Annotated in this window: 20 protein-coding genes; 13 read left to right on the top strand and 7 right to left on the bottom strand. The window is 67.1% G+C overall.

The features are described 5' to 3' along the window. Nucleotides 1-221: 221 nt before the first annotated feature. Both IV112_RS07190 and IV112_RS07195 read left to right on the top strand, forming a co-directional pair. Entirely contained in the window at nucleotides 222-920 is a 699-nt protein-coding gene (locus tag IV112_RS07190; RefSeq protein ID WP_304002308.1) for an EF-hand domain-containing protein, read from the top strand. 253 nt (nucleotides 921-1,173) lie between these two features. Further along, nucleotides 1,174-1,848 (top strand): PEP-CTERM sorting domain-containing protein, encoded by a 675-nt coding sequence (locus IV112_RS07195; RefSeq protein WP_304002311.1) that lies wholly within the window; start codon nucleotides 1,174-1,176, stop codon nucleotides 1,846-1,848. Between the two features lie 90 nt (nucleotides 1,849-1,938). Here IV112_RS07195 and IV112_RS07200 read toward each other — a convergent pair whose 3' ends face one another. The 5 genes from IV112_RS07200 to IV112_RS07220 all read right to left on the bottom strand — a co-directional run bounded on the left by IV112_RS07200 (nucleotide 1,939) and on the right by IV112_RS07220 (nucleotide 6,435). Next, nucleotides 1,939-3,201, bottom strand: coding sequence for a c-type cytochrome (locus IV112_RS07200; RefSeq protein WP_304002313.1), 1,263 nt, complete (start codon nucleotides 3,199-3,201; stop codon nucleotides 1,939-1,941). Further along, the gene (locus IV112_RS07205) at nucleotides 3,198-3,908 is read right to left on the bottom strand and encodes a c-type cytochrome (protein ID WP_304002315.1); all 711 of its coding nucleotides are present in this window, start codon (nucleotides 3,906-3,908) and stop codon (nucleotides 3,198-3,200) included. Before IV112_RS07205 ends, IV112_RS07200 begins: the two co-directional genes overlap by 4 nt. 93 nt (nucleotides 3,909-4,001) lie before the next feature. Next, nucleotides 4,002-4,490, bottom strand: coding sequence for a D-glycero-beta-D-manno-heptose 1-phosphate adenylyltransferase (gene rfaE2, locus IV112_RS07210; RefSeq protein WP_304002317.1), 489 nt, complete (start codon nucleotides 4,488-4,490; stop codon nucleotides 4,002-4,004). Further along, nucleotides 4,490-5,320, bottom strand: coding sequence for a ferritin (locus IV112_RS07215; protein WP_019917402.1), 831 nt, complete (start codon nucleotides 5,318-5,320; stop codon nucleotides 4,490-4,492). Before IV112_RS07215 ends, rfaE2 begins: the two co-directional genes overlap by 1 nt. Before the next feature lie 200 nt (nucleotides 5,321-5,520). Then, complete coding sequence (locus IV112_RS07220) at nucleotides 5,521-6,435, bottom strand: MerR family transcriptional regulator (protein ID WP_304002320.1); 915 nt, start codon at nucleotides 6,433-6,435, stop codon at nucleotides 5,521-5,523. 98 nt (nucleotides 6,436-6,533) lie between these two features. Between IV112_RS07220 and IV112_RS07225 the strand changes: the two genes are divergently transcribed. From IV112_RS07225 to IV112_RS07265, 9 genes are all read left to right on the top strand, one after another. After that, entirely contained in the window at nucleotides 6,534-6,791 is a 258-nt protein-coding gene (locus IV112_RS07225; protein ID WP_304002322.1) for a hypothetical protein, read from the top strand. Further along, entirely contained in the window at nucleotides 6,778-7,338 is a 561-nt protein-coding gene (locus IV112_RS07230) for a glutathione peroxidase (protein WP_304002323.1), read from the top strand. The genes IV112_RS07225 and IV112_RS07230 overlap by 14 nt, the downstream gene beginning before the upstream one ends. Before the next feature lie 102 nt (nucleotides 7,339-7,440). After that, on the top strand, nucleotides 7,441-8,724 hold the full coding sequence (locus IV112_RS07235; RefSeq protein WP_304002326.1) for an NAD(P)/FAD-dependent oxidoreductase: 1,284 nt from the start codon (nucleotides 7,441-7,443) through the stop codon (nucleotides 8,722-8,724). Further along, the gene (locus IV112_RS07240) at nucleotides 8,721-9,491 is read left to right on the top strand and encodes a DUF1365 domain-containing protein (RefSeq protein ID WP_304002328.1); all 771 of its coding nucleotides are present in this window, start codon (nucleotides 8,721-8,723) and stop codon (nucleotides 9,489-9,491) included. Before IV112_RS07235 ends, IV112_RS07240 begins: the two co-directional genes overlap by 4 nt. Next, a complete protein-coding gene (locus tag IV112_RS07245; RefSeq protein ID WP_304002332.1) occupies nucleotides 9,488-10,702 on the top strand; it encodes an SAM-dependent methyltransferase in 1,215 nt (404 codons plus the stop codon). Before IV112_RS07240 ends, IV112_RS07245 begins: the two co-directional genes overlap by 4 nt. Next, a complete protein-coding gene (locus IV112_RS07250; protein WP_304002335.1) occupies nucleotides 10,699-11,226 on the top strand; it encodes a hypothetical protein in 528 nt (175 codons plus the stop codon). The genes IV112_RS07245 and IV112_RS07250 overlap by 4 nt, the downstream gene beginning before the upstream one ends. Then, nucleotides 11,223-12,479 (top strand): MFS transporter, encoded by a 1,257-nt coding sequence (locus tag IV112_RS07255; RefSeq protein ID WP_304002338.1) that lies wholly within the window; start codon nucleotides 11,223-11,225, stop codon nucleotides 12,477-12,479. Before IV112_RS07250 ends, IV112_RS07255 begins: the two co-directional genes overlap by 4 nt. After that, the gene (locus IV112_RS07260) at nucleotides 12,476-13,015 is read left to right on the top strand and encodes a DUF3833 domain-containing protein (protein WP_304002340.1); all 540 of its coding nucleotides are present in this window, start codon (nucleotides 12,476-12,478) and stop codon (nucleotides 13,013-13,015) included. The genes IV112_RS07255 and IV112_RS07260 overlap by 4 nt, the downstream gene beginning before the upstream one ends. Continuing rightward, nucleotides 13,015-13,794, top strand: a complete 780-nt coding sequence (locus IV112_RS07265; RefSeq protein WP_304002342.1) for an SDR family NAD(P)-dependent oxidoreductase — start codon at nucleotides 13,015-13,017, stop codon at nucleotides 13,792-13,794. The genes IV112_RS07260 and IV112_RS07265 overlap by 1 nt, the downstream gene beginning before the upstream one ends. A gap of 16 nt (nucleotides 13,795-13,810) precedes the next feature. Here the strand turns inward: IV112_RS07265 and IV112_RS07270 are convergent, their stop codons facing one another. Both IV112_RS07270 and IV112_RS07275 read right to left on the bottom strand, forming a co-directional pair. Continuing rightward, entirely contained in the window at nucleotides 13,811-15,313 is a 1,503-nt protein-coding gene (locus tag IV112_RS07270) for a hypothetical protein (protein ID WP_304002345.1), read from the bottom strand. 12 nt (nucleotides 15,314-15,325) lie between these two features. Continuing rightward, entirely contained in the window at nucleotides 15,326-16,000 is a 675-nt protein-coding gene (locus IV112_RS07275) for a hypothetical protein (protein ID WP_304002346.1), read from the bottom strand. Between the two features lie 82 nt (nucleotides 16,001-16,082). On the opposite strand from IV112_RS07275, the gene aroC reads away from it, so the two are divergent. Further along, on the top strand, nucleotides 16,083-17,252 hold the full coding sequence (aroC, locus tag IV112_RS07280) for a chorismate synthase (RefSeq protein ID WP_304002349.1): 1,170 nt from the start codon (nucleotides 16,083-16,085) through the stop codon (nucleotides 17,250-17,252). 610 nt (nucleotides 17,253-17,862) lie between these two features. Then, nucleotides 17,863-20,409: a TonB-dependent receptor gene (locus tag IV112_RS07285; RefSeq protein WP_304002351.1), complete on the top strand. Its 2,547-nt coding sequence runs from the start codon at nucleotides 17,863-17,865 to the stop codon at nucleotides 20,407-20,409. Nucleotides 20,410-20,425: the final 16 nt, after the last annotated feature.

Below are 20,425 nucleotides of genomic sequence, written 5' to 3' on the forward strand. Positions count from 1 at the left end.
GGCGAAACTTGCCGGCGCATGACGAAAGGGGCGCTGCGGCACGCGACGCGGTGTCGCCGTGTAAAGAGGGCGGCGCAACGCAGCCCTTTTCCTTTACGTACGCTCACGCGGTTTTACCCGAAACGGCCGATTGGCGCGCCGTTTCGGGCCGATAACTTGCCCTGTGACCGGTGGCTGCCGATGCCGGCGGCCGCATTTCTCATACACACAGGAGCATGGACATGAGCATATCGGGTGTGGGCAGCAACATGGCCTCGGCGATGCAGTCGGCAATGCAGGCCAACCGGCCGCAGAAACCGGATGCGTCCGCGATGGCGGCGGACGTTTTCGCGCTGCTGGACAGCAGCGGCAAGGGCTATATCGACAGCAGCGATCTGGCCGGGGCGCTGGAATCGACCGGCAGCAGTGCCTCGGCCGAGGACCTGCTCGGCGCGATGGACGGCGACGGCGACGGCAAGGTGACCGAGCAGGAACTGGGCAGCCTGCTGCAGAAAGTGGCCGACCAGCTGGAGGACAGTTTCGGCGCGTCGCGCGTCGGCCAGGCGATGGGCAACCGTCCGCCGCCGCCGCCCCCGCCGCCGGCGGGCGAGGACGAAGGCATGAGCGTAGAGCAGCTGGGCGCGATGGCGGAAGAGGCCGAGGCATCGGGCAGCGCGGAGGCGAGCGAACTGGCAGCGCTGGTCGAGTCCTTCGACGAGGCGGACACCGACGGCGACGGCAAGGTGAGCTTCCAGGAGGCGATGGCGTTCCGCGAATCCGAAGAGGCCGCGTCAGGCGCGTCGTCCGACAGTCGTCCGCCGCCGCCGGACGAGACCGCGCGCGACGAACGCATGCTGGCGCGCGTGTTTCAGATGCTGCAGGAATACACCGGCGACAGCAGCACGGCGAGTACCGGATCGACGCTGTCGGTCAGCGCCTGAGTACAGCATGTCCGTTCCAGCCCCGCGCCGGAACGGACATGCCGGGCGATCGACGACAGGCTTGACGAAGGGCCGTTGTTATATAAAATGAGAATCGTTCTCATAAACGTACGGGCATGGCCTGGGCGTTGACGGGAATCCACTCTGGCATCCGGCGGCAGGTCCGGTCCGGAGCCAGTACCTCGAATTGCCTCCCAGCGAAGACAGAAGGCCAGGCCGGGCAAACACCTTCGTTCATCGGGAGATACATTCAATGAAGCAGTCAGTCCTCGTCCGTTCCGTCGTCAGCGTTGTCCTGATCTCGGCATCCGCCTTCGCCCATGCCAACGGCACCCATGAGCAGTTCGTCGATCCGGAGGCGTCGCTGTCCTTCGATGGCTGGAACGAACTGAACCGCAACCGCACCGGCGGTGCGCTGACCGTCGACGAGCTGGTCGCCGGCAGCGGCTCGAATGTCGCGGGGTCGGGCGACGCGATATTCACCCGCGTCAGCGGCGACCACTACCCGGCCGGTTTCGGCCTGTACGGCGGCGCCTCCACTTTCACCTTCACCGACACCACCGTCGATGCCGGCGCGACCGCGCTGGTGTTCCAGGGCATCATCAACGACTTCGACGGCCAGTTCGGCGGCACGCCCTTCAGCCTGACGCTGAGCTACAACGGCGGCAGCCAGGCCATCGCCGGCACGCTGGTCGACAGCACGCTGAACGGTGGCGTCAGCGACTACTTCCGCTACACGTGGGATCTGGCGGCGCTGGGCGTGCCGGTCGGTGCCTACACCGTGACGTTGAACGCAGGCTTCTCGCAGATGCTGGCGTTCCAGATCGACCAGGTCGCTGCCGTGCCGGAACCGGAAACCTATGCGCTGATGCTGTCCGGCCTCGGCCTGATCGCGCTGTCGGTGCGTCGGCGGATGCGCGGCGTCTGATCGCCGGTCCGCCAACCGCCGTCTCGACGGCGGTTGCGGTAAATCGAAGGGCGCCGCATGCGGCGCCCTTTTTACCTTCAGCGATCGGCGTCAGCGCAGGTTGCCGCGCAGTCTCTGCACGTCGAGCGAACTGACTGGCGCCGCGGTGTTGCCCCAGCTGCCGCGGATGTGCGACACCACCAGCGCCACTTCATCGTCGCTGAGCGCGGCGGCGAAGGGCGGCATGCCGTAGGGACGCGGGTTGCCGCGCGTGGCGGGCGCGTAGCCGCCGCCCAGCACGATACGCACGGTGTTCGCCGGCGGGTCCATCGTCACCGCGCGGTTACCTGCCAGCGCCGGCCAGATGCCCGGCTTGCCCTCGCCGCGTTCGCCGTGACAGTCGGCGCAGTGCTCGCCGTAGAGCTGAGTACCGCGCTCGCGCCGCAGTTCGTCCAGTACGCCGGTCGACTCCGCCTTCACCGACTGCGTCACCGGCAGCGACTTCAGATAGACCGCCATCGCGTCGAGATCGGCCGCCGACAGGTATTGCGTGCTGCCGAACACCACCTCGGCCATCGGCCCGGCGGCGGTCGCGTTGCCGCTCACGCCGTCGCGCAGCAGGGCCACGATGTCCTTCTGTGCCCAGTCCGCCACGCCGGCTTCGTGCGGCGAGGTGAGCGATGGCGCGTACCAGTTCTGCACCGGCATCAGTCCGCCGGCCAGCGCGTCCGGATCGCTGCTCGCACCGAGTGCGTTGCGCGGCGCGTGGCAGGCGCTGCAGTGACCCAGACCCTGCACCAGATAGGCGCCGCGGTTCCAGTCCTCGGACTTCGTCGCGTCGGCCACGAACACGCCCGGCTTGAAATAGAGCGCCCGCCAGGCCAGCAGCGCCGCCTGCGTGTCGTAGGGGAAGCGCAGCGCGTGCGGCCGGTTCGGCTGTTCGACCGGCGGCAGCGTCTGCAGCCAGGCCCAGATCGCGTCGGCATCGGCGCGCGTGACGCGGGTGTAGCTGGTGTAGGGGAAGGCCGGATAGAGCAGGCGACCGTCGCGTGTGCGACCTTCGTGCAGCGCCTTCCAGAAGTCGTCGGCCGTCCATTGTCCGAGCCCGGTTGTCGGGTCCGGCGTCAGGTTGCTGGTGTAGATCGTGCCGAAGGGCGTGTCCATCGCCCGGCCGCCGGCCCAGGGCGTGCCGCCGGGCGCGGTGTGGCAGGCCATGCAGTTGCCGGCGCGCGCGAGGTATTCACCGCGCGCGACCTGTGCAGCGCGGTCTTCACCCGCGGCGCCGGTGGCCGGCTGATCCGCTGCCGGTTGCAGCGCGAGATAGACGCCTGCCGACGCGGCGAGCAGCAGCGCTGCGATCAGGAGGCGCTTCATCGCGCGCCCTCCTGTACACCGCCACAGCGTATCGGCAGCGGCTTGTCGAGACGGGCGGCTGGCTTGCCGCCCCCGGTGACCGCTTGCGACGACAGCCAGTGGGCAACCGCCTGGATGTCGTCGGCGCTCATGCGCTGGGCGATCTGCGCCATGCAGTCCGGCGCGTGCGCCTGACGGATGCCGCTCTTCCAGCCGGCGAGCTGGGCCGCCAGATAGTCGCGCGGCAGACCGAGCAGGCCGGGTATCGCCGGGGCGACGCCGGTCAGTGCGTTGCCGTGGCAGCTCTCGCAGGCGGGAATGTCGCGCGTCGCGTCGCCGCGGCGCACCAGTGCCTCGCCGCGGGCCAGTGTCGCGGCCTTCGGCGTGCTGCGCGCCGGCGGCGGGTAGGGCAGTTCGAGTGCCGCGAAGTGGCCGGCCATTTCACGCAGGTAGTCGTCGCTGAGCGTCTGCAGCAGACCGGTCATCAGCGGGTACTGACGACGGCCGTCGCGGAAGTTCAGCAGCTGGTTGTACAGATAGCCGGCCGGCTTGCCGGCGATGCGTGGGTAGTAGCCGTCGGCGGCGGCGCGGCCCTCGGCGCCGTGGCAGCCGGTACAGGCGAGTACGCGTTGTTCGATATCGGTCGTGGTGTCCGGTGCGGCGTGAGCTGCGGTGCAGATCAGTGCGGCGCCGATCAGCAGGGCAGGGAGGGCGGTGAATCGAATCATGACCAGGCGGGAAGCAGTGCGACGATGCGTCCCGATGATAAGCGCAGTCTCGGCAAGCGCCGGGTTATGACCAGATGCACCGTAACGGTGCAGTCACAGGCTGCGTATCTTACGGAGCAGCGCGGTGGTCGAACGCTCGTGTTCGAAGGCGATCGATTCGACCCGGCCGCCGCGCGCCAGCACCTCGGTAGCACCGACGATGCGCTCGACCGGCCAGTCGCCACCCTTGACCAGCACGTCCGGCGTGCAGGCCTTGATCAGGTCGAGCGGCGTGTCGGCATCGAACCAGGTGACCAGACTGACCGATTCCAGCGCGGCGATCACCGCCGCGCGGTCTTCCAGCGCATTGACCGGACGGTCCTCGCCCTTGCCCTGGCGCTTCACCGACGCGTCGGTGTTCAGCGCGACGATGAGCGAGCCGCCGAGCGCACGCGCCTGCGCCAGGCAGGTGACGTGGCCGCGGTGCAGGATGTCGAAACAGCCGTTGGTGAACACCACCGGACCCGGCAGCTCACGGCGGCGCGCCGTGAGCTCGTCCGGCGAGCAGATCTTGGCTTCGAAGGCCGGCGTGCCGCCCTGCATCAGGCGGCGCCGGCGTACTGCTTGCGGAAGCGGTTCAGGTCGCCCACCGTCTTGAAGCTTTCGCCGAACAGCGAACTGAGGTTGCGCAGGATGCCGCCGATCACGCGTGCCTCGCAGTCCTTGTCGAAGCGGATCTGCTCGTCCAGCCAGCGCTCCAGCCACTCCGGATCGGGCAGGCGCGACTGCACGGTGTCGCGCGGGAAGTGCGCCTTGCTCACGTGCAGATTGGTCGGGTGCATCGGCTTGCCGGCGCGGCCGCTGGCGGCCATCAGCATGCCGATCTTCGAGAACGCGGCGCGCGCGGCGTCGCCCGCCTGATCGATCGCCCGCTTCATGTACTTCAGATAGGCGCCGCCATGACGCGCCTCGTCGCGCGACAGCAGGTCGTAGATGTGCTTGATCACCGGCTCGGTATGCCACTCGGAGGCGCGGCGGTACCACTGGGTCAGGCGCACCTCGCCGCAGAAGTGCAGCATCAGCGTTTCCAGCGCCGGCGCCGGGTCGAACTCGAAGCGCACCTCGTGCAGTTCCTCTTCGGTCGGCGCCAGTTCCGGGCGGAAGCGGCGCAGGTATTCGATCAGCACCAGCGAGTGCTTCTGTTCCTCGTAGAACCAGATCGACATGAAGGCCGAGAAGTCGGAATCGTCGCGGTTGTCGCGCAGGAACATTTCGGTGGCCGGCAGCGCCGACCATTCGGTGATGGCGTTCATCTTGATCGTCATCGCCTGCTCGTCGGACAGCAGGGCGGCGTCGAAACTGTCCCAGGGCACGTCTTTCGCCATGTCCCAGCGGGCGGATTCGAGTGACTTGAACAGTTCGGGATAGAGCATGAAGGGCTCCTGAAGAAAAAAGCATTTTACGCGAGCAGAAGTCAGGCCGATGACAGCTTGTGGCCGCATCCCGCTTCCGTCGTCCGCGTGGCGAGGTCCGCGCATGCGCGACGCAAGCCGGCCGCTACGCAGCTGCCTATTCAATCATGGATGGACGCCGGCGGATCGCCGGAAAAGCGCGTGTTTCCCGTCGTCCCGGTTCAGTGGCTGGCGTGGGCGTCCCGCCAGGCGCGGACAGCGGGCCCGACGTCGCCGATGCCGCGTATCACGCGCACGCCCGCTTCGTTGCGCAGCTTGTCGCGCGCACCGGCACCGCCGACCCACAGTTCCACTGTCGGCAGCAGCGCTTCGCGCAGCGTGCGGATGCCGGCAATGGCCTGGCGCACCGGGAAGGCGGAACTGAAGGACAGCGCCACGATGTCGGCGCTGGCAGTGAGGGCAGAGGTGCGGATGTCGGCCAGTGGCATGCGAGGCCCGAGCGAACAGCACTGCGCACCTTCGGCGGTCAGCATCACCTCGACCATCAGCAGGCCCAGCGCGTGTTCCTCCTCCGGCAGCGTGGTCAGCAGCACGCGCGGCGGCTTGCCGGTGCGCGCGTAACTGGCCAGCGTTCCGCGCAGGAAGGACTGCGTCTGTTCGGTGTAGAAGTGCTCGTCCGGCACCCCGATGTCGCCGCGCATCCACGCTTCACCGATGTCCACGTTGAGCGGCGCGACCAGATCGGTGACCAGCCCCTGCAAGCCCTTTTCCAGCAGCGTCTGCTGGAACACCCGGCGCAATGCCTCGACGTCGTGGCTGCGAATGGCGTCGAGTATTTCGCCGGCCAGCAGCGCCGGCACGCGTGAGGCCTGCTCGGCCTCGATGATGAGCTGCAGTTCGGCCGCGCTGGCCGCCAGCAGCTTGCCGGGGCGCCAGCCCTGGTCCATCAGGCGGCGTATCAGGCGCAGCTTGCCGACGTCTTCGAGCGAGTACAGCCGCTCGCCGGCCTCGTCGCGGATGGGTTTGGGGAAACCGTAGCGACGTTCCCATACGCGCAGCGTGTCTTTCAGAAGGCCGGTCTCCCGCTCCACCGCGCTGATGGTCAGCAGGGACAGTCCTGATGCGTGAGCACTCATTTTGTCCTGGACAAATCGTTGACATGGCGACTCATGAGTCCTAGATTACGGCTTGAGTCTTGTTTTGTCCAGGACAAAAAGGGGGCGGTATGAAGACAATGAAAAGTGCAGGAAGCGCGATGGCGATGCTGTTCAGCGTGTCCGCGTGGGCAGTCATGCCGTCGGCCGGCGAGCCGGTCGTGCACGAGCCCGCGGCGGCGCCAACGTCGAACACGTCTGCGACGACGCGGCCGGCATCGAGCCAGACCGATGCGCTGGTTCATCTGCACCGCGCCGCAACCGGTGCCTACTTCCCGGCGCACCTCATCGTCGATGCTTCGGCGCGCTGCTGCGAGTCGGCCCGTGCTGCGCGCTGACGGTCTGCGCATCGTCTTCGCGCTGATGACGACCTTGACTTCGATGACTGCGGCTGCGGCCGACGCCTGTCCGACGCTGCTCGATCGTTCGATTCCCGGCCTGCTCGACGGCAAGCCGCGTTCGCTGTGCGAATACAGCGGCCGCGTGCTGCTGGTGGTCAACACCGCCAGTCGCTGTGGCTATACCGGCCAGTACGCCGGGCTGGAGAAGCTGCAGGACAGCTACGGCAAACGCGGCCTGACCGTGCTCGGCTTCCCGTCGAACGACTTCGGCAACCAGGAGCCGGGAAGCGACAAGGACATCGCCGAGTTCTGCAGCATGACCTATGGCGTCAAGTTTCCGATGTTCTCGAAGACCTCGGTCAGGGGCGCGCAGCGCCACCCCTTCTACGCCGATCTGGCGAAGGCCTCGGGTTCGGAGCCGGCGTGGAACTTCCACAAATACCTGATCGGGCGCGACGGCCGGACGGTGACCGCTTTCCCCAGCAACGTGGCACCCGATTCGAACGTGCTGCTGCGCGAGATCGAAGCGGCTCTGGGCAGATGACGCAGATCGGCGGATCGCACACGCAAATTCGAGCGGGTGAATCCGCGCAGGTGAATCCATAACGCGCGTTCGCGTGTAGCGGTGGGCTGGAGGCAGAAAAGAATGAAGATTGCGGTCGTGGGGGCAGGCATTTCGGGCCTGTCGGCAGCCTGGTTGCTGTCGCGCCGGCACGAGGTGACGCTGTATGAGCAGGAGGGCCGCCTGGGCGGTCACTCGAACACGGTGGATGTCGAGATCGACGGCGTGAGCCATCCGGTCGACACCGGCTTCATCGTGTTCAATCGCGACACCTATCCGCATTTGTGCGGACTGTTCTCGCTGCTCGGCGTGTCGATCGCCGACAGCGACATGTCCTTCGGCGTGTCGCTGCGCGAGCCGGACATCGAGTGGGCCGGTACCAATCTGGCCAGCGTGTTCGCGCAGCCAGCGAACCTGGCGCGCCCGCGCTTCTGGGGCATGCTGCAGGACATCCTGCGCTTCAATTCGTCAGTCACCGAGAGGGCGGCCAATGGCACCGCCGAACACATTTCGCTCGGCGAGTTCCTGGTGCGCAACCGTTACGGCGACGCTTTCCGCGACTGGTATCTGCTGCCGATGGCGGCGGCCATCTGGTCCTGTCCGACGCAGACCATGATGAGCTATCCGCTCGCCACCTTTGCGCGCTTCTGTCACAACCACGGTCTGCTGCGGGTGAACGACCGGCCGCAATGGCTCACCGTGCGCGGCGGGTCGCGCGAGTATGTGAAGCGCCTGGCGGCCTCGCTGCAGGACGTGCGCCGTGCGTCGGCCGTAAAGGGTCTGCAGCGCGTATCCGATGGCGTGCTGGTGCAGGCGGCTGGCGTGCTCGAACGCTACGACCAGGTGGTGCTGGCCTGTCATTCGGACGAGGCGCTGGCGCTGCTCGGCGATACGGCGACGGCGTCCGAGCGGCGTCTGCTGGGCGCCATCCGCTACCAGCCCAATCATGCGGTGCTGCACACCGACACGGCGTTGCTGCCGCGCAACCGCCGCGTCTGGTCGTCGTGGAACTACATGGCAGGCGTCGGCGCGCCGGACAGCCGGCCGGTCAGCGTGTCCTACCTGATGAACCGGCTGCAGCCGCTGCCTTTCGAGCAGCCGGTGGTGGTGTCGCTGAACCCGTTCATCGAGCCGGACCCCGCCCGCGTGATCGCCCGCATCGATTACGCGCATCCGCTGTTCGATGGTCCGGCCATCGACGCGCAGGCGCGGCTGCCGGAAATCCAGGGGCGCGATCGCCTGTGGTACTGCGGCGCGTGGACCGGCTACGGCTTCCACGAAGACGGCCTCGCCTCGGCGGTGCGCGTCGCCCGTCACCTGGGCGCAGACATTCCGTGGCAGCGCAGCGGCGAGGTGCTGGCCGCATGAGCGATGTGGTGGCGGTCAGCCTCTGTCGCGGCGCGGTCATGCACGCCCGCGCGACGCCGGTGCGCACCCGCTTCGCCTACCGCCTGTTCTTCCTGCGCATCGCGCTGAGCCGTCTTGGCCGGCAGCCGGTGCCGATGCTGGCGCTGAACCGCTGGGCGCCGCTGTCCTTTCACTACCGCGACCACGGCGCGCGCGACGGCTCACACCCGTTGCTCTGGATACGCGCGCTGCTGGCACGTGAAGGTCTGGGCTGCGCCGACGGCGAAGTGGTGCTGCAGACCATGCCGCGGCTGTTCGGCTACGTGTTCAACCCGGTCAGCTTCTGGTTCTGCCATGACCGTGCCGGTGCGCTGCGCGCTGTGCTGTGCGAAGTGAACAACACCTTCGGCGAGCGTCACGATTACCTGGTCGCGCACGCCGACGGTCGGCCGATCGGCGACGGCGAGTGGATGGAGACGCGCAAGGTGTTTCACGTATCGCCCTTCTTCCCGGTCAGCGGCAGCTACCGCTTCCGCTTCGATCGGCGGGGTGATCTGCACGCGGTGGCCATCGACTACCACGACGGCGGTGAACGCCGGCTGCGCACACGCGTGTCCGGTCGTGCCGAAACCATGAGCCGGGCTGCCGCCTGGCGCGCACTGGCCGCGCACCCGCTGATGACGCTGGCGGTGATCGCGCGCATCCACGTGCAGGCCTTCCATCTGTGGCGCGCGCGCGTGCCCTTCTTCAGCAAACCGCAACCTCCCGTACAGGAAATGACCCGATGAATCAGCCCGACGTCCTGATTTCGCTCGAGCGCCGGAATGCGCTGCCGTTCGCCGCACGTCAGGTGTGCCGGCTGCTGGAGCGCATCGAACACGGCTGGCTGCTGATGACGCTGCCTAACGGCGAACTGCTGTCCTTCGGCCACCACGGCGAGCCGGTGGAGATGCGGGTGAAAGACTGGGCCACCTTCGATCACGTCATCGCGCGCGGTGACATCGGCCTTGGCGAAGCCTGGTTCGACGGGTTGTGGGACAGCGACCACCTGGCGCGCGTGCTCACACTGTTCGCGCTGAACCGGGAGGCGCTCGGGCGCGCCATACACGGCAATCTGCTGGCGCTGGCGCTGGCCCGCATCCGCCACCTCTGCCGCGCCAACACGCGCAGCGGAAGCCGCCGCAACATCATGGCGCACTACGATCTGGGCAACGATTTCTACGCGCTGTGGCTGGACCGCAGCATGACGTACTCGAGCGCCTTGTTCGAAGGCGACGCCCAGCGCGATCTGGCGGCCGCCCAACACGCCAAGTACGCGCGCATCGCCCGCGTGCTGCGCCTGCAGCGCGATCAGCCGGTGATCGAGATCGGTTGCGGCTGGGGCGGCTTTGCCGAAGTGGCGGCGCGGGACAACGGCGCCTACGTGCACGGCGTGACGCTGTCGCCGGCGCAACTGGCGTGGGCGCGCGAACGGGCCCAGCGCGGCGGCTTCGCCGACCGGGCCAGCTTCGAACTGTGTGACTACCGCGACCTGCGTGGCCAGGTCAGCCGCATCGTGTCGATCGAAATGCTGGAGGCGGTCGGCGAGCGCTGGTGGCCGACCTATTTCGCCAAGCTGAACGGCCTGCTCACGGTCGGCGGCGAAGCGGTGGTGCAGACCATAAGCATCGCCGACGATCTGTTCCCGCGTTACCGCAAGGGCACCGACTTCATCCAGCAGTACGTGTTCCCCGGCGGCATGCTGCCGTCGCCGTCGGTGTTCGTGGACCGGGCACAGCGCGCCGGTCTGAAGCTGCGTGACGACTACCGCTTCGGCATCGACTACGCGATCACGCTGGCACGCTGGCGCGAAACCTTCGAGCAGCACACCGACGCCTTGCGCGCGCTCGGCTTCGATACCCGCTTCCAGCGGCTGTGGCGCTTCTACCTCGCGTACTGCGAGGCGGGCTTCCGCGCCGGGTCGATCGACGTGCACCAGTTCCACCTGGTGAAGCCGTGATCAGGCGTCTGCTCTGCGCGCTGCTGTTCGCTTCGGCCTGCGCATTCGCACAGCCGCCGGCGGGCGTGGTCGATCTGCTCGACGATCCGAAGCCGCTGGGTAGCGGCGAGATGCGCTGGTTCGGTCTCAAGCTGTACGACGCGACGCTGTGGGTGAGTGGTGGCCGTTACCAGCCGGATGGCGGCTTCGCGCTGAGCCTGCGCTACGCCCGCGACTTCGACGGCGTGCGGCTGGCGCGCGCCAGCATCGACGAAATCCGCCGCCTGGGCGAGCGCGACGACGCGAAGATCGCGCGCTGGCACGAGGTGCTGGCCCGCGTATTTCCGGACGTGAAGGCGGGCGAGGTGATCACCGGCGTCAAGCTGGCCGACGGCAGCGCACGCTTCTTTCACCAGGGGCGGGCGCTGCCGGCGGTCGACGATCGCGCGCTGTCGGACGCCTTCTTCGCGATCTGGCTCGATCCGCGCACGCGCGAGCCAGCGCTGCGCGCGAAGCTGCTGGCCGAGGCCGGGCAGGCGCGGTGAACACCGCGCGGGTATTCGCCTACGGCCTGCTCGGTGCGCCACTGGCGGCCGCCGCGCTGCCGATCTACATCCATATTCCGAAGCTGTATGCCGAACATTACGGCGTGTCGCTGACGCTGCTGGGCGTCGTGCTGTTCGCCGCGCGTCTGGTCGATGCGCTGGCCGACCCGTTGATCGGCGCCGCTGGCGATCGCGCGCGCGGGCGTCGCCTCATCGTGCTGCTCGGGCTGCTGCCGCTGGCGGTCGGACTGCCCGCGCTGGTGAAACCGCTGGCCGGCATCGACCCGCTGCTCTGGCTGGTCGGCGCGCTGCTGCTGGTCTATGCCGGCTACAGCATCGCCACGATTAATTACTCGGCCTGGGGCGCCGAGCTGTCGACCACGCCGGCGCTGGGTACGCGCCTGGTGGCCTCGCGCGAGGGCTGGGCACTGGTCGGCGTGGTCGCGGCGTCGGTCGCACCCGGTCTGCTGGCCGACGACGCACCGACCGGCCTGTGGCGCGCAGCGCTGTACTGGTTGCCCTGGCTGGCGCTGGCCGCGCTGCTGACCACGACCACGGTACCTGATCTGCGGCCGCAGGCAGTCGCGCAGCCGCTGCTGGTGACCCTGCGCGAGGTGATGCGGCACGCGCGCTTCCGCCGCCTGCTCGCGGTGTTCGCGCTCAATGGCATCGCTGCGGCGGTGCCCGGCACGCTGGTGCTCTTCTTCATCGCCGACGTGCTGCAGGCGCCGGAGCGCGAAGGTCTTTTCCTGGCGCTCTACTTCGTCGCCGGCGTGCTGGCGCTGCCGCTGTGGACGCGGCTGGCCGACCGCATCGGCCGCGCGCGCAGCTGGGCCGCGTCGATGCTGCTGGCGATCGCCGTGTTCGGCTGGGCATGGACGCTCGGACCGGGCGACGCCACCGCCTTCATGCTCATCTGCGTCGGCTCGGGCATCGCATTGGGCGCCGACCTCGCGCTGCCGCCAGCGCTGCTGGCGGGTCTGATCGCGCGGCGCGAGGAGCCGCTGCCGGCCGGCGGCAGCTTCGGTGTATGGACCTTCGTCACCAAGCTCAACCTTGCGCTGGCCGCCGGCGTCGCCTTGCCTGCGCTGGCGCTGCTCGGCTACCGGCCGGGTGAGCAGGGCGACGAGGCGCGCGCCGCGCTGACCGCCGTCTATGCGCTGTTGCCGCTGCTGCTGAAGGCGGCGGCGCTCTGTCTGCTGTGGGCCGGCACGCGCCGGCTCGAACCCGATCTGCAAGGAGCTTCATCATGAAGAAAATGCTGTGCCGGCTGTTGTCGGTGCTCGGGCTGGCCGCGTTGGCCGGCTGCGGTGGTGTGCCGGTGGAGAAGTACGCGGCGCAGAAGCCGGTGCTCGATCTGAAGCAGTATTTCAACGGCCCGGTGACCGGTTGGGGCATGTTCCAGGACCGCAGCGGCGAGGTGATCAAGCGTTTCGTCGTCCGCATCGACGCCCGCTGGCAGGGTGACACCGGCACGCTGGACGAGCGCTTCGAGTGGAGCGACGGCACGCAGACGCGGCGGGTGTGGACGCTGCGCCATCTGGGCGATGGCCGCTACAGCGGTCGGGCCGACGACGTGGTCGGCGAGGCGACCGGCGAGGCGAGCGGCAATGCGCTGCGCTGGCGCTACGTGCTCGCGCTGCCGGTGGACGACAAGGTCTACAACGTCGACTTCGACGACTGGATGTATCTGATCGACGACAAGGTGATGCTGAACCGCTCGGCGATGAGCAAGTTCGGCGTCCATCTGGGCGAGGTGACGCTGTCCTTCACCCGCGGCGCGCCGTGATGTTCGCGCCGCTGAATCCGCCCTTGAAGGATTGGGCAGGCAAGCGCGTCTGGCTGATCGGCGCGTCGAGCGGCATTGGCGCCGCACTGGCGCGCCGGCTGATCGACGCCGGCGCGCGCGTCGCCCTGACCGCGCGCGACGCGGCGCGACTGGCCGAGGTGGCCGGTCGCGCGCCGAACGTGCTGCAGCTTCCGATGGATGTGAGCGAGCCGGGGGCGCTGGCCCGAGGCGCCGCCGAGTTGTGGGCGTGCTGGGGCGGCATCGACGCGGTGTTCTTCGTCGCTGCGCGCTACCGTCCGGTACGCGCCTGGGAACTGGACGACGACGATGTCGACGCCACGCTGCGCACCAACGTCGCCGCCGTCATGCACGGCTGCGCCGCGGTGCTGCCCGGCATGCTGGTGCAGCAGTCCGGTGCGCTGGTCATCGTGTCCAGCGTCGCTGGCTACCGGGGATTGCCGAAGGCGCTGGTCTACGGCGCGAGCAAGGCGGCGCTGATCAACTTCGCCGAGGTGCTGTACATGGACGTGCGTCCGCGCGGGCTGGGTGTGCATCTCGTGTGCCCGGGCTTCGTCGAAACGCCGCTGACCGCGCAGAATGACTTCACGATGCCGGCGCTGATCAGCGCCGACGAGGCCGCCGGCCACATCCTCACCGGCCTGGCGCGTGGCGATTTCCACATCCATTTTCCGAAGCGCTTCACTGGCTGGCTGCGCGTGCTGCGGCTGCTGCCCTACCGGCTGTACTTCGCCGCGGTCAGGCGAATGACCGGCCTGTGAGCGCGGCGCCCGCCGTTCAGCGATCGACGCGGGGGCGCGTCAGGCGTCGGGCGGCGATCGCCACGGCGCTGACCGACAGGGTGAGGCCGGCCAGCGCGGCCAGCCACAGCAGCGCGTAGCGCAGGGCGGGGCGCCCGGCCAGCGCCGGCAGTTCGAAGCTGTGCGGCGCATTGAACAGCCAGCGGCGCAGGCGGGCGTCGCGGTCCAGCGTGCCGAGCAGGCGACCGTCGAGCGCGTCGATATGCACCCAGGTCTCCGCGTCGTCCTCCAGTTTCACGCGCCACACCGGCAGCTCCTTCGCGTCGCGTCGGGCGTACCACCAGGCGTCCTCGTGGATCAGGCGTTCGATCGCCGCCAGCCGCGCGTCCGGGATCAGCGCGCGTGCCACCGCCTCGGCGTGGTGTTCGGTCACGTCGGGGTGGCCGAGGTCGGGCATGTCCACGCTGCGCCGGAAGCCGTTGCCGGCGGTGAGCGTCATGCGAGCCTGACCGCGCACCCAGTAGAGCTGCACCTCCTTCCAGTCCGCCTCGGCGAACAGCGGCGCCAGCGCCTGTGTCTCGTGCGGCCACGGAAACGTGGCGGCCACGCTGCCGGTGTAGCGTGCCATCGCTGCGTTGCCCGGCGGCGTGTTGCGCAGCCAGTCGCCGGGCGACATCGACAGCCAGCCGCTGACCATCCAGGCGAGCACGAACAGACCGCCGCCCAGACCGACCAGATGGTGCAGCTTCATCCAGCCGGAGAAGGGGCTGAGCGGCGCCCGCCGGCGCAGCCGCAGCACCCCCAGCAGCAGTCCGCTCAATGCCGAAATGCAGCAGATGCCGGACACCCACAGCAGCGTCTGCCGCCACAGCGCCGACTGTTCGCGTAGCGGCGTGAAGTAGAACCAGTGTGGCACGGCGCCGACCCAGTTCCAGAGGCGCTCGCGCTGGGTGCTGTCGCGCACCACCTCGCCGCTGCGTGCCGACACGTAGAGCTCGGTGCCGGCGTCGTCGTCCAGCGCGATGCGGTGGAAGGGGCGCTGGCGGTCCAGCGTCGCCAGCACCGTCCATTGGTCGCGTTCGACGATGCCCACGTGGCGCGCGCCCGGCTGGTCGGAGAAGGCGCGTGCGATGGCTTCGGCCCGGGCGGCGTCGATGGCGGTGATGCGTGCGCCGCTGCGCGCGCTGATGGCATGTCGTCCGCCGTCGGCCATGGCCATGCGCCAGACCGGTTCGCTGCCGCCATCCTCGCGCGGCAGCGCCTCCAGCCACAGGCGACGCGGGAAACTGTGCACGTCGGCCGCCTGCAACGCCGCGGTCGGCGACACCCTGATCTGCGCCGCGTCGAGCACGCCCAGACCGTGCAGGCGTTCGGCGTCGCTCAGCGCGGGGAAGCCGACCACGCTCATCACCAGTCCGGAGCCGAACCACATGACGAACAGCAGGCAGCCGGCGATGCCCAGCCAGCGGTGCACGGTGGCGAGGGCGCCCGGCAGGCGGCGAGCGAGGGCGGGCAGGGAGGCGCTGAGCGGTGGGAACATGCGCTCTGCGGATCAGCCGGCGCGCCGGGCGTCGGCAAGCGGCGCGGTGCGCGTCCTCGCGCGGCGCGCGTACAGACCGGTCAGCCAGTCGAGTGCGCAGTAGAAGGCGCCGGCCGCCAGCGGCGGGTTGGCAGCCGTCAGCGGCAGGCCGGGCACTTCGGACCGCCAGGTCCAGCAGCCGAGCGCGGTGCCGTACAGTTCCATCGCCAGCGCCAGCACGAACATGGTCGAGTACAGCCGCGGCGACGGGCCGAAGCGCAGCGCGAGCAGGTAGAGCGCGAACAGCGGCAGGCTGATGCCGTCGGCCCCGAACAGCGCCCAGGCAGCCACCAGGCCGAGCGCCAGCGGCGGCACGGCGTCGGTCACACCGTGCGGCAGGCGTTCGCTTAGCCACACGCCGAGCGCGTAAAGCAGCACGTGGCCCGGCGGCACGAACAGCGGCAGATTGCCGAGGCGGTAGTCGTACACCCCCCACCACAGCGACAGCACGATCTCGCCGAAGGTGGCCCAGGCGAGGCAGACCATCCACTGTGCGCGCTGCTCGGGCGCGGCGCGCAGACAGAGCACGCCGAGCAATGCCCAGGTCCACAGTGCGACGACGTGCGGCGCCCAGGTGGCGCCGTGCGCGTCCAGCCAGAGGCCGCCGACGATGGTCAGCACGATGGCGAGGGCGAAGGGCGTGGTCATCTATATGTATACGGTCGGGCCGGGCGGGGCCGGCCGGGCCTGCATGGTAGACTCTGCGCCTCGAAAAATCGCGGGTTTTCCCATGTCCGGCAATACTTTGGGCACGCTTTTCTGTGTCACCTCCTTCGGTGAATCGCATGGCCCGGCCATCGGCTGCGTGGTCGACGGCTGTCCGCCGGGGCTGGCGCTGAGCGCCGCCGACATCCAGGCCGAACTGGACCGGCGCAAGCCCGGCACCTCGCGCCATGTGACGCAGCGGCGCGAGCCCGACGAAGTGGAAATCCTGTCCGGCGTGTTCGAGGGCGTCACCACCGGCACGCCGATCGCACTGCTCATCCGCAACCAGGACCAGCGCTCGAAGGATTACGGCAACATCGCCGAAACCTTCCGCCCGGGCCATGCCGACTACGGCTACTGGCAGAAGTACGGCATCCGCGATCACCGTGGCGGCGGCCGCTCGTCGGCGCGCGAGACCGCGGTGCGCGTGGCGGCCGGCGCGATCGCCCGCAAGTGGCTGCGTGAGCGCTACGGCATCGATATCCACGGCTGGATGAGCCAGCTCGGCCCGATCCGCATCGAATACCGCGACCGCGACGCGATCGCCAACAACCCCTTCTTCGCGCCGGACGCCACCATCGTCCCCGAGCTCGAACTGTTCATGGACCAGCTGCGCAAGTCGGGCGATTCCTGCGGTGCCCGGATCGATGTCGTTGCCAGCGGCGTGCCGGTCGGTTGGGGCGAACCGGTGTACGACCGTCTCGACGCCGACATCGCGCACGCGATGATGGGCATCAACGCGGTCAAGGGTGTGGAGATCGGCGCCGGTTTCGCCAGCGTCGAACAGCGCGGCACCGAGCACTCGGACGAAATGTCGCCGCAGGGCTTCCTGTCGAACAACGCCGGCGGCGTGCTCGGCGGCATTTCGACCGGGCAGGACGTGCGCGTGTCGATCGCCATCAAGCCCACCTCCAGCATCCGCCTGGACCGCCATTCGATCGACAAGGTCGGCAACCCGGTCATCGTGAACACGCACGGCCGGCACGACCCCTGCGTCGGCATCCGCGCCACGCCGGTGGCGGAAGCCATGCTGGCACTGGTGCTGATGGACCACGCGCTGCGCCACCGCGCGCAGTGCGGCGACGTCGACTGCCCGACGCCGCGCATTCCGGCGGCCGCCCCGGCCGACGTGATCGAACGGCTGCGCGCGCAACGCGACGCCGCCGTGGACGACCCGGAGCCGGACGAAGCCTGAGCGGTGTTCGCCGTCGCTGCGCCTGCCCCGGGTGCAGCGACGGCAGTCTGGCCGGCGGCGACGGCCGTCGCCATGATCGCGCCGGCGCCTGTCGACCTGCCCTGATACGCCCGGCCGGATGCCCCCCGCGCAGCCGCCTCCCCTCCCTCCCGTCCTTTTTCCCTTCAGCACCGACCGTCCGACCGAACCGCTGGCGAACCGCGTTTGCGCTGAATCGACGGCCGCTGCCATGAGGTATGTCGTCACCCTATCGGGAATGTTCCCGTCAATGCCGGGATGATGTCCCGGTCAGCGCCGCCGACCCGCCTTCCGCACCAGGCCGCGGCCCGCGCGCGATCGACGCTACGCCTTCGGCATGCGTTCATTCCCCGGGAATGAAACCGGCGAACGGGAAGTTTTCCCCTTGTTATCCGCACGGGATGTTTTCCCTGTTTCCGGGTGAGGCGCCTCGGTACAAGACGGGAAACAAATAGCCCGTGGCGCTGTAGGAGTCCGTCCTACATCGAGGTCGATGACAAGGCATACAAGAAGAGGAGGGGCGAGGTCGCTTGCGGCACTCGCTCTGGCCGCAGGGCCGTTCGCCGGTACCGCAATCGCGCAGGAGGAAGAGGTGATCGAGCTGGCACCGGTCGAGATTCGCGCACCGCGCATCATCACGCCCCTGCCGGGCGTGGTGATCGATCAGGAGCAGACGACCAGCAATGTGCAAAGCGCCACCTCGGAGGATATTTCCCGATCGCAGTCAATTGGCCTGACCGACTTTCTGAATAATCAGATGCAGTCGGTCAGCGTGAACGACTACCAGGGCAATCCGTTTCAACAGGATCTCGTCTTCCGGGGCTTTTCAGCCTCGCCGCTGATCGGAACCCCACAAGGGCTTTCGGTGTATTTCGACGGCGTCCGTATAAACGAGCCGTTCGGCGAAGTGGTGAATTGGGACATGATTCCGCTCAATGCCATTTCAAGAATGGACTTGATGCCGGGCTCGAATCCGCTTTTTGGTCTCAATACGCTCGGCGGCGCGCTGTCGCTTTCTCCGAAAACGGGGTTCACTGAGGAGAAATTCTCGGCTGCCGTCACGACAGGCCGCTGGGGGCGTCTTCAGCGACAGATGTCGATCGGCGGGAACGACGGTTCGATCGGTGGATTCTTCGCGTTGAACCATTTCGAGGAAGATGGCTGGAGGCAGAACTCGCCGTCGAATGTCGCGCAATATTACGGTCGAGTCGATAAAAAAACGTCCTTTGGCGCGGTCGGTGTGTCGGGCATGTTTGCCGACAATCGTCTTACCGGAAACGGGACCGTTCCAATCGAGAGCTACGCTTCAAACCCGGGTCAAGTATTTACGTCGCCTGATCGCGTGTCGAATGAACTTGCACATTTTACGGTCTCCAGCCGTTTCGATGTCTCCGACAACTCGACACTGTCTGCACAGATCTATAAGAGAAACGTTACGCAGAATTCATTCAGTGGCGATTTCTGGGACGAGTGGTCGCAGGCAATAAGGCGTGCGGGTGCAATGGATGTGTCGGTGTGCCCGGACGGATTCAGTGCCATTGATGGTGCAATCGAGGTTGACGGGACGGGTTGTGGTGGCCTCACGCCAAACGGCCTCGTCAATTTCGGAAAGTCGAGCCAGAAGTCCTACGGAATTTCCCTCCAGTATTCGCACGTTACAGAAACGAACCAGCTTGTTCTCGGTGCAACGGCGGACAGGAATTCGGTTGATTTTCAGCAGTCGCAGATGTTGGGCTTCATTCAGGACGACCGGAGTGTGATCCTGGAACCTTACAGGTTCGACGATATCGGGCTGGAAGCCCTGCGTCGAAAGATCATCCGGAACAACTTGACCGGCAGCAGTGATTCGAAATCTGTTTTCTTCAACAACATCTGGAGCATCCGTCCGAATCTTCATCTGAATTTTGGTCTCAGACATAACCGGACAAACGTCAAGAACTATCTCGTTTCCGACAGGCCGCGGCCGCTCTATCAGTTCAATGAAGCATATTTCAATCGCCCAAATTACGAAAGGTGCGGCGCAGAGAATGACGATGCTGGCGCACGCTATTACTGTACATCGGGTGATTACGTCTACCGGAGCCTGAACCCCTCCGTTGGCGTGTCCTGGTTGCCGGAGCCGGACCTGAATCTGTATTCAAACTACAGCCAGGGGACGCGTGTGCCGTCGGCGATCGAGCTCGGCTGTGCGCGGGACCGTGAGTCCGAGAGCTCGGATGGTATCAATCAGGGCAGCTCGCCCGGATGTTCTATTCCCACTGCGCTTTCGAGTGACCCTTTCCTCCCACAGGTCTGGTCGCACACGGTGGAATTGGGTGTTCGAGGTTCGTCCTCCATCCCCGACGGTTCGATAAGGTGGAACGCATCGGTTTACCGCACTGAACTCAAGGACGACATTCTTTTTGTTTCGATGGGTTCGCGTAACCGAGGTGTTTTCGACACCTTCGGCGAAACGCTCCGTCAGGGGTTCGAACTTTCGGTTGAGGGCAAGTCGGGCAAACACTCTTTCCGAGCGTCCTGGTCACGGATCGATGCGACTTACGAATCCGAAGCGGTGCTTGTCAACCGCTCGAACTCCAGTTCCGAGACACGAGCTGGGCTGCTCAACACCTTCAATATCTCACCCGGTGATCGGATTCCGGGAATTCCCCGGGATTCGTTCCGCCTGAATTGGGGCTACCAGGTTTCGGACAAGTTCGAGATCGGGCTGTCGATGATTGCTCATTCCTCCGCATTTGTTCGGGGTAATGAAAATAACGAACATGAGCCGGTAGGGACGGATTCAAACGGGCAACCCACAGCGGCACTCAATGATCCGACCATTACCATGGAGCCTGGTCGGCGCTATGTGGGACGCGGAAAGAACCCCGGGTACGCCTTCTTCAACTTCATCTCTTCCTACAGGTTCAGCCCCTCACTGCTGTTGAGTGTTCGCGTCGATAACGTGTTCAACAAGGACTACGTAACGGCAGGAGACCTGGGCCTGAATCCTTTCGCGCCAACACGCTGGGGTGTGCGTGATGGAGCCGGATTCAATTACAACTCGAATGACTGGTTGCACACCACTTTTGTCGGACCTGGAGCTCCCCGTGCGATCTGGCTGACCATGAACTACACGCTGGATTTGCCGGGCAGGTGATCTTTTGTTGTTGATT

The organism is Methyloversatilis discipulorum, from assembly GCF_018780585.1.
Classification (GTDB): domain Bacteria; phylum Pseudomonadota; class Gammaproteobacteria; order Burkholderiales; family Rhodocyclaceae; genus Methyloversatilis; species Methyloversatilis discipulorum_B.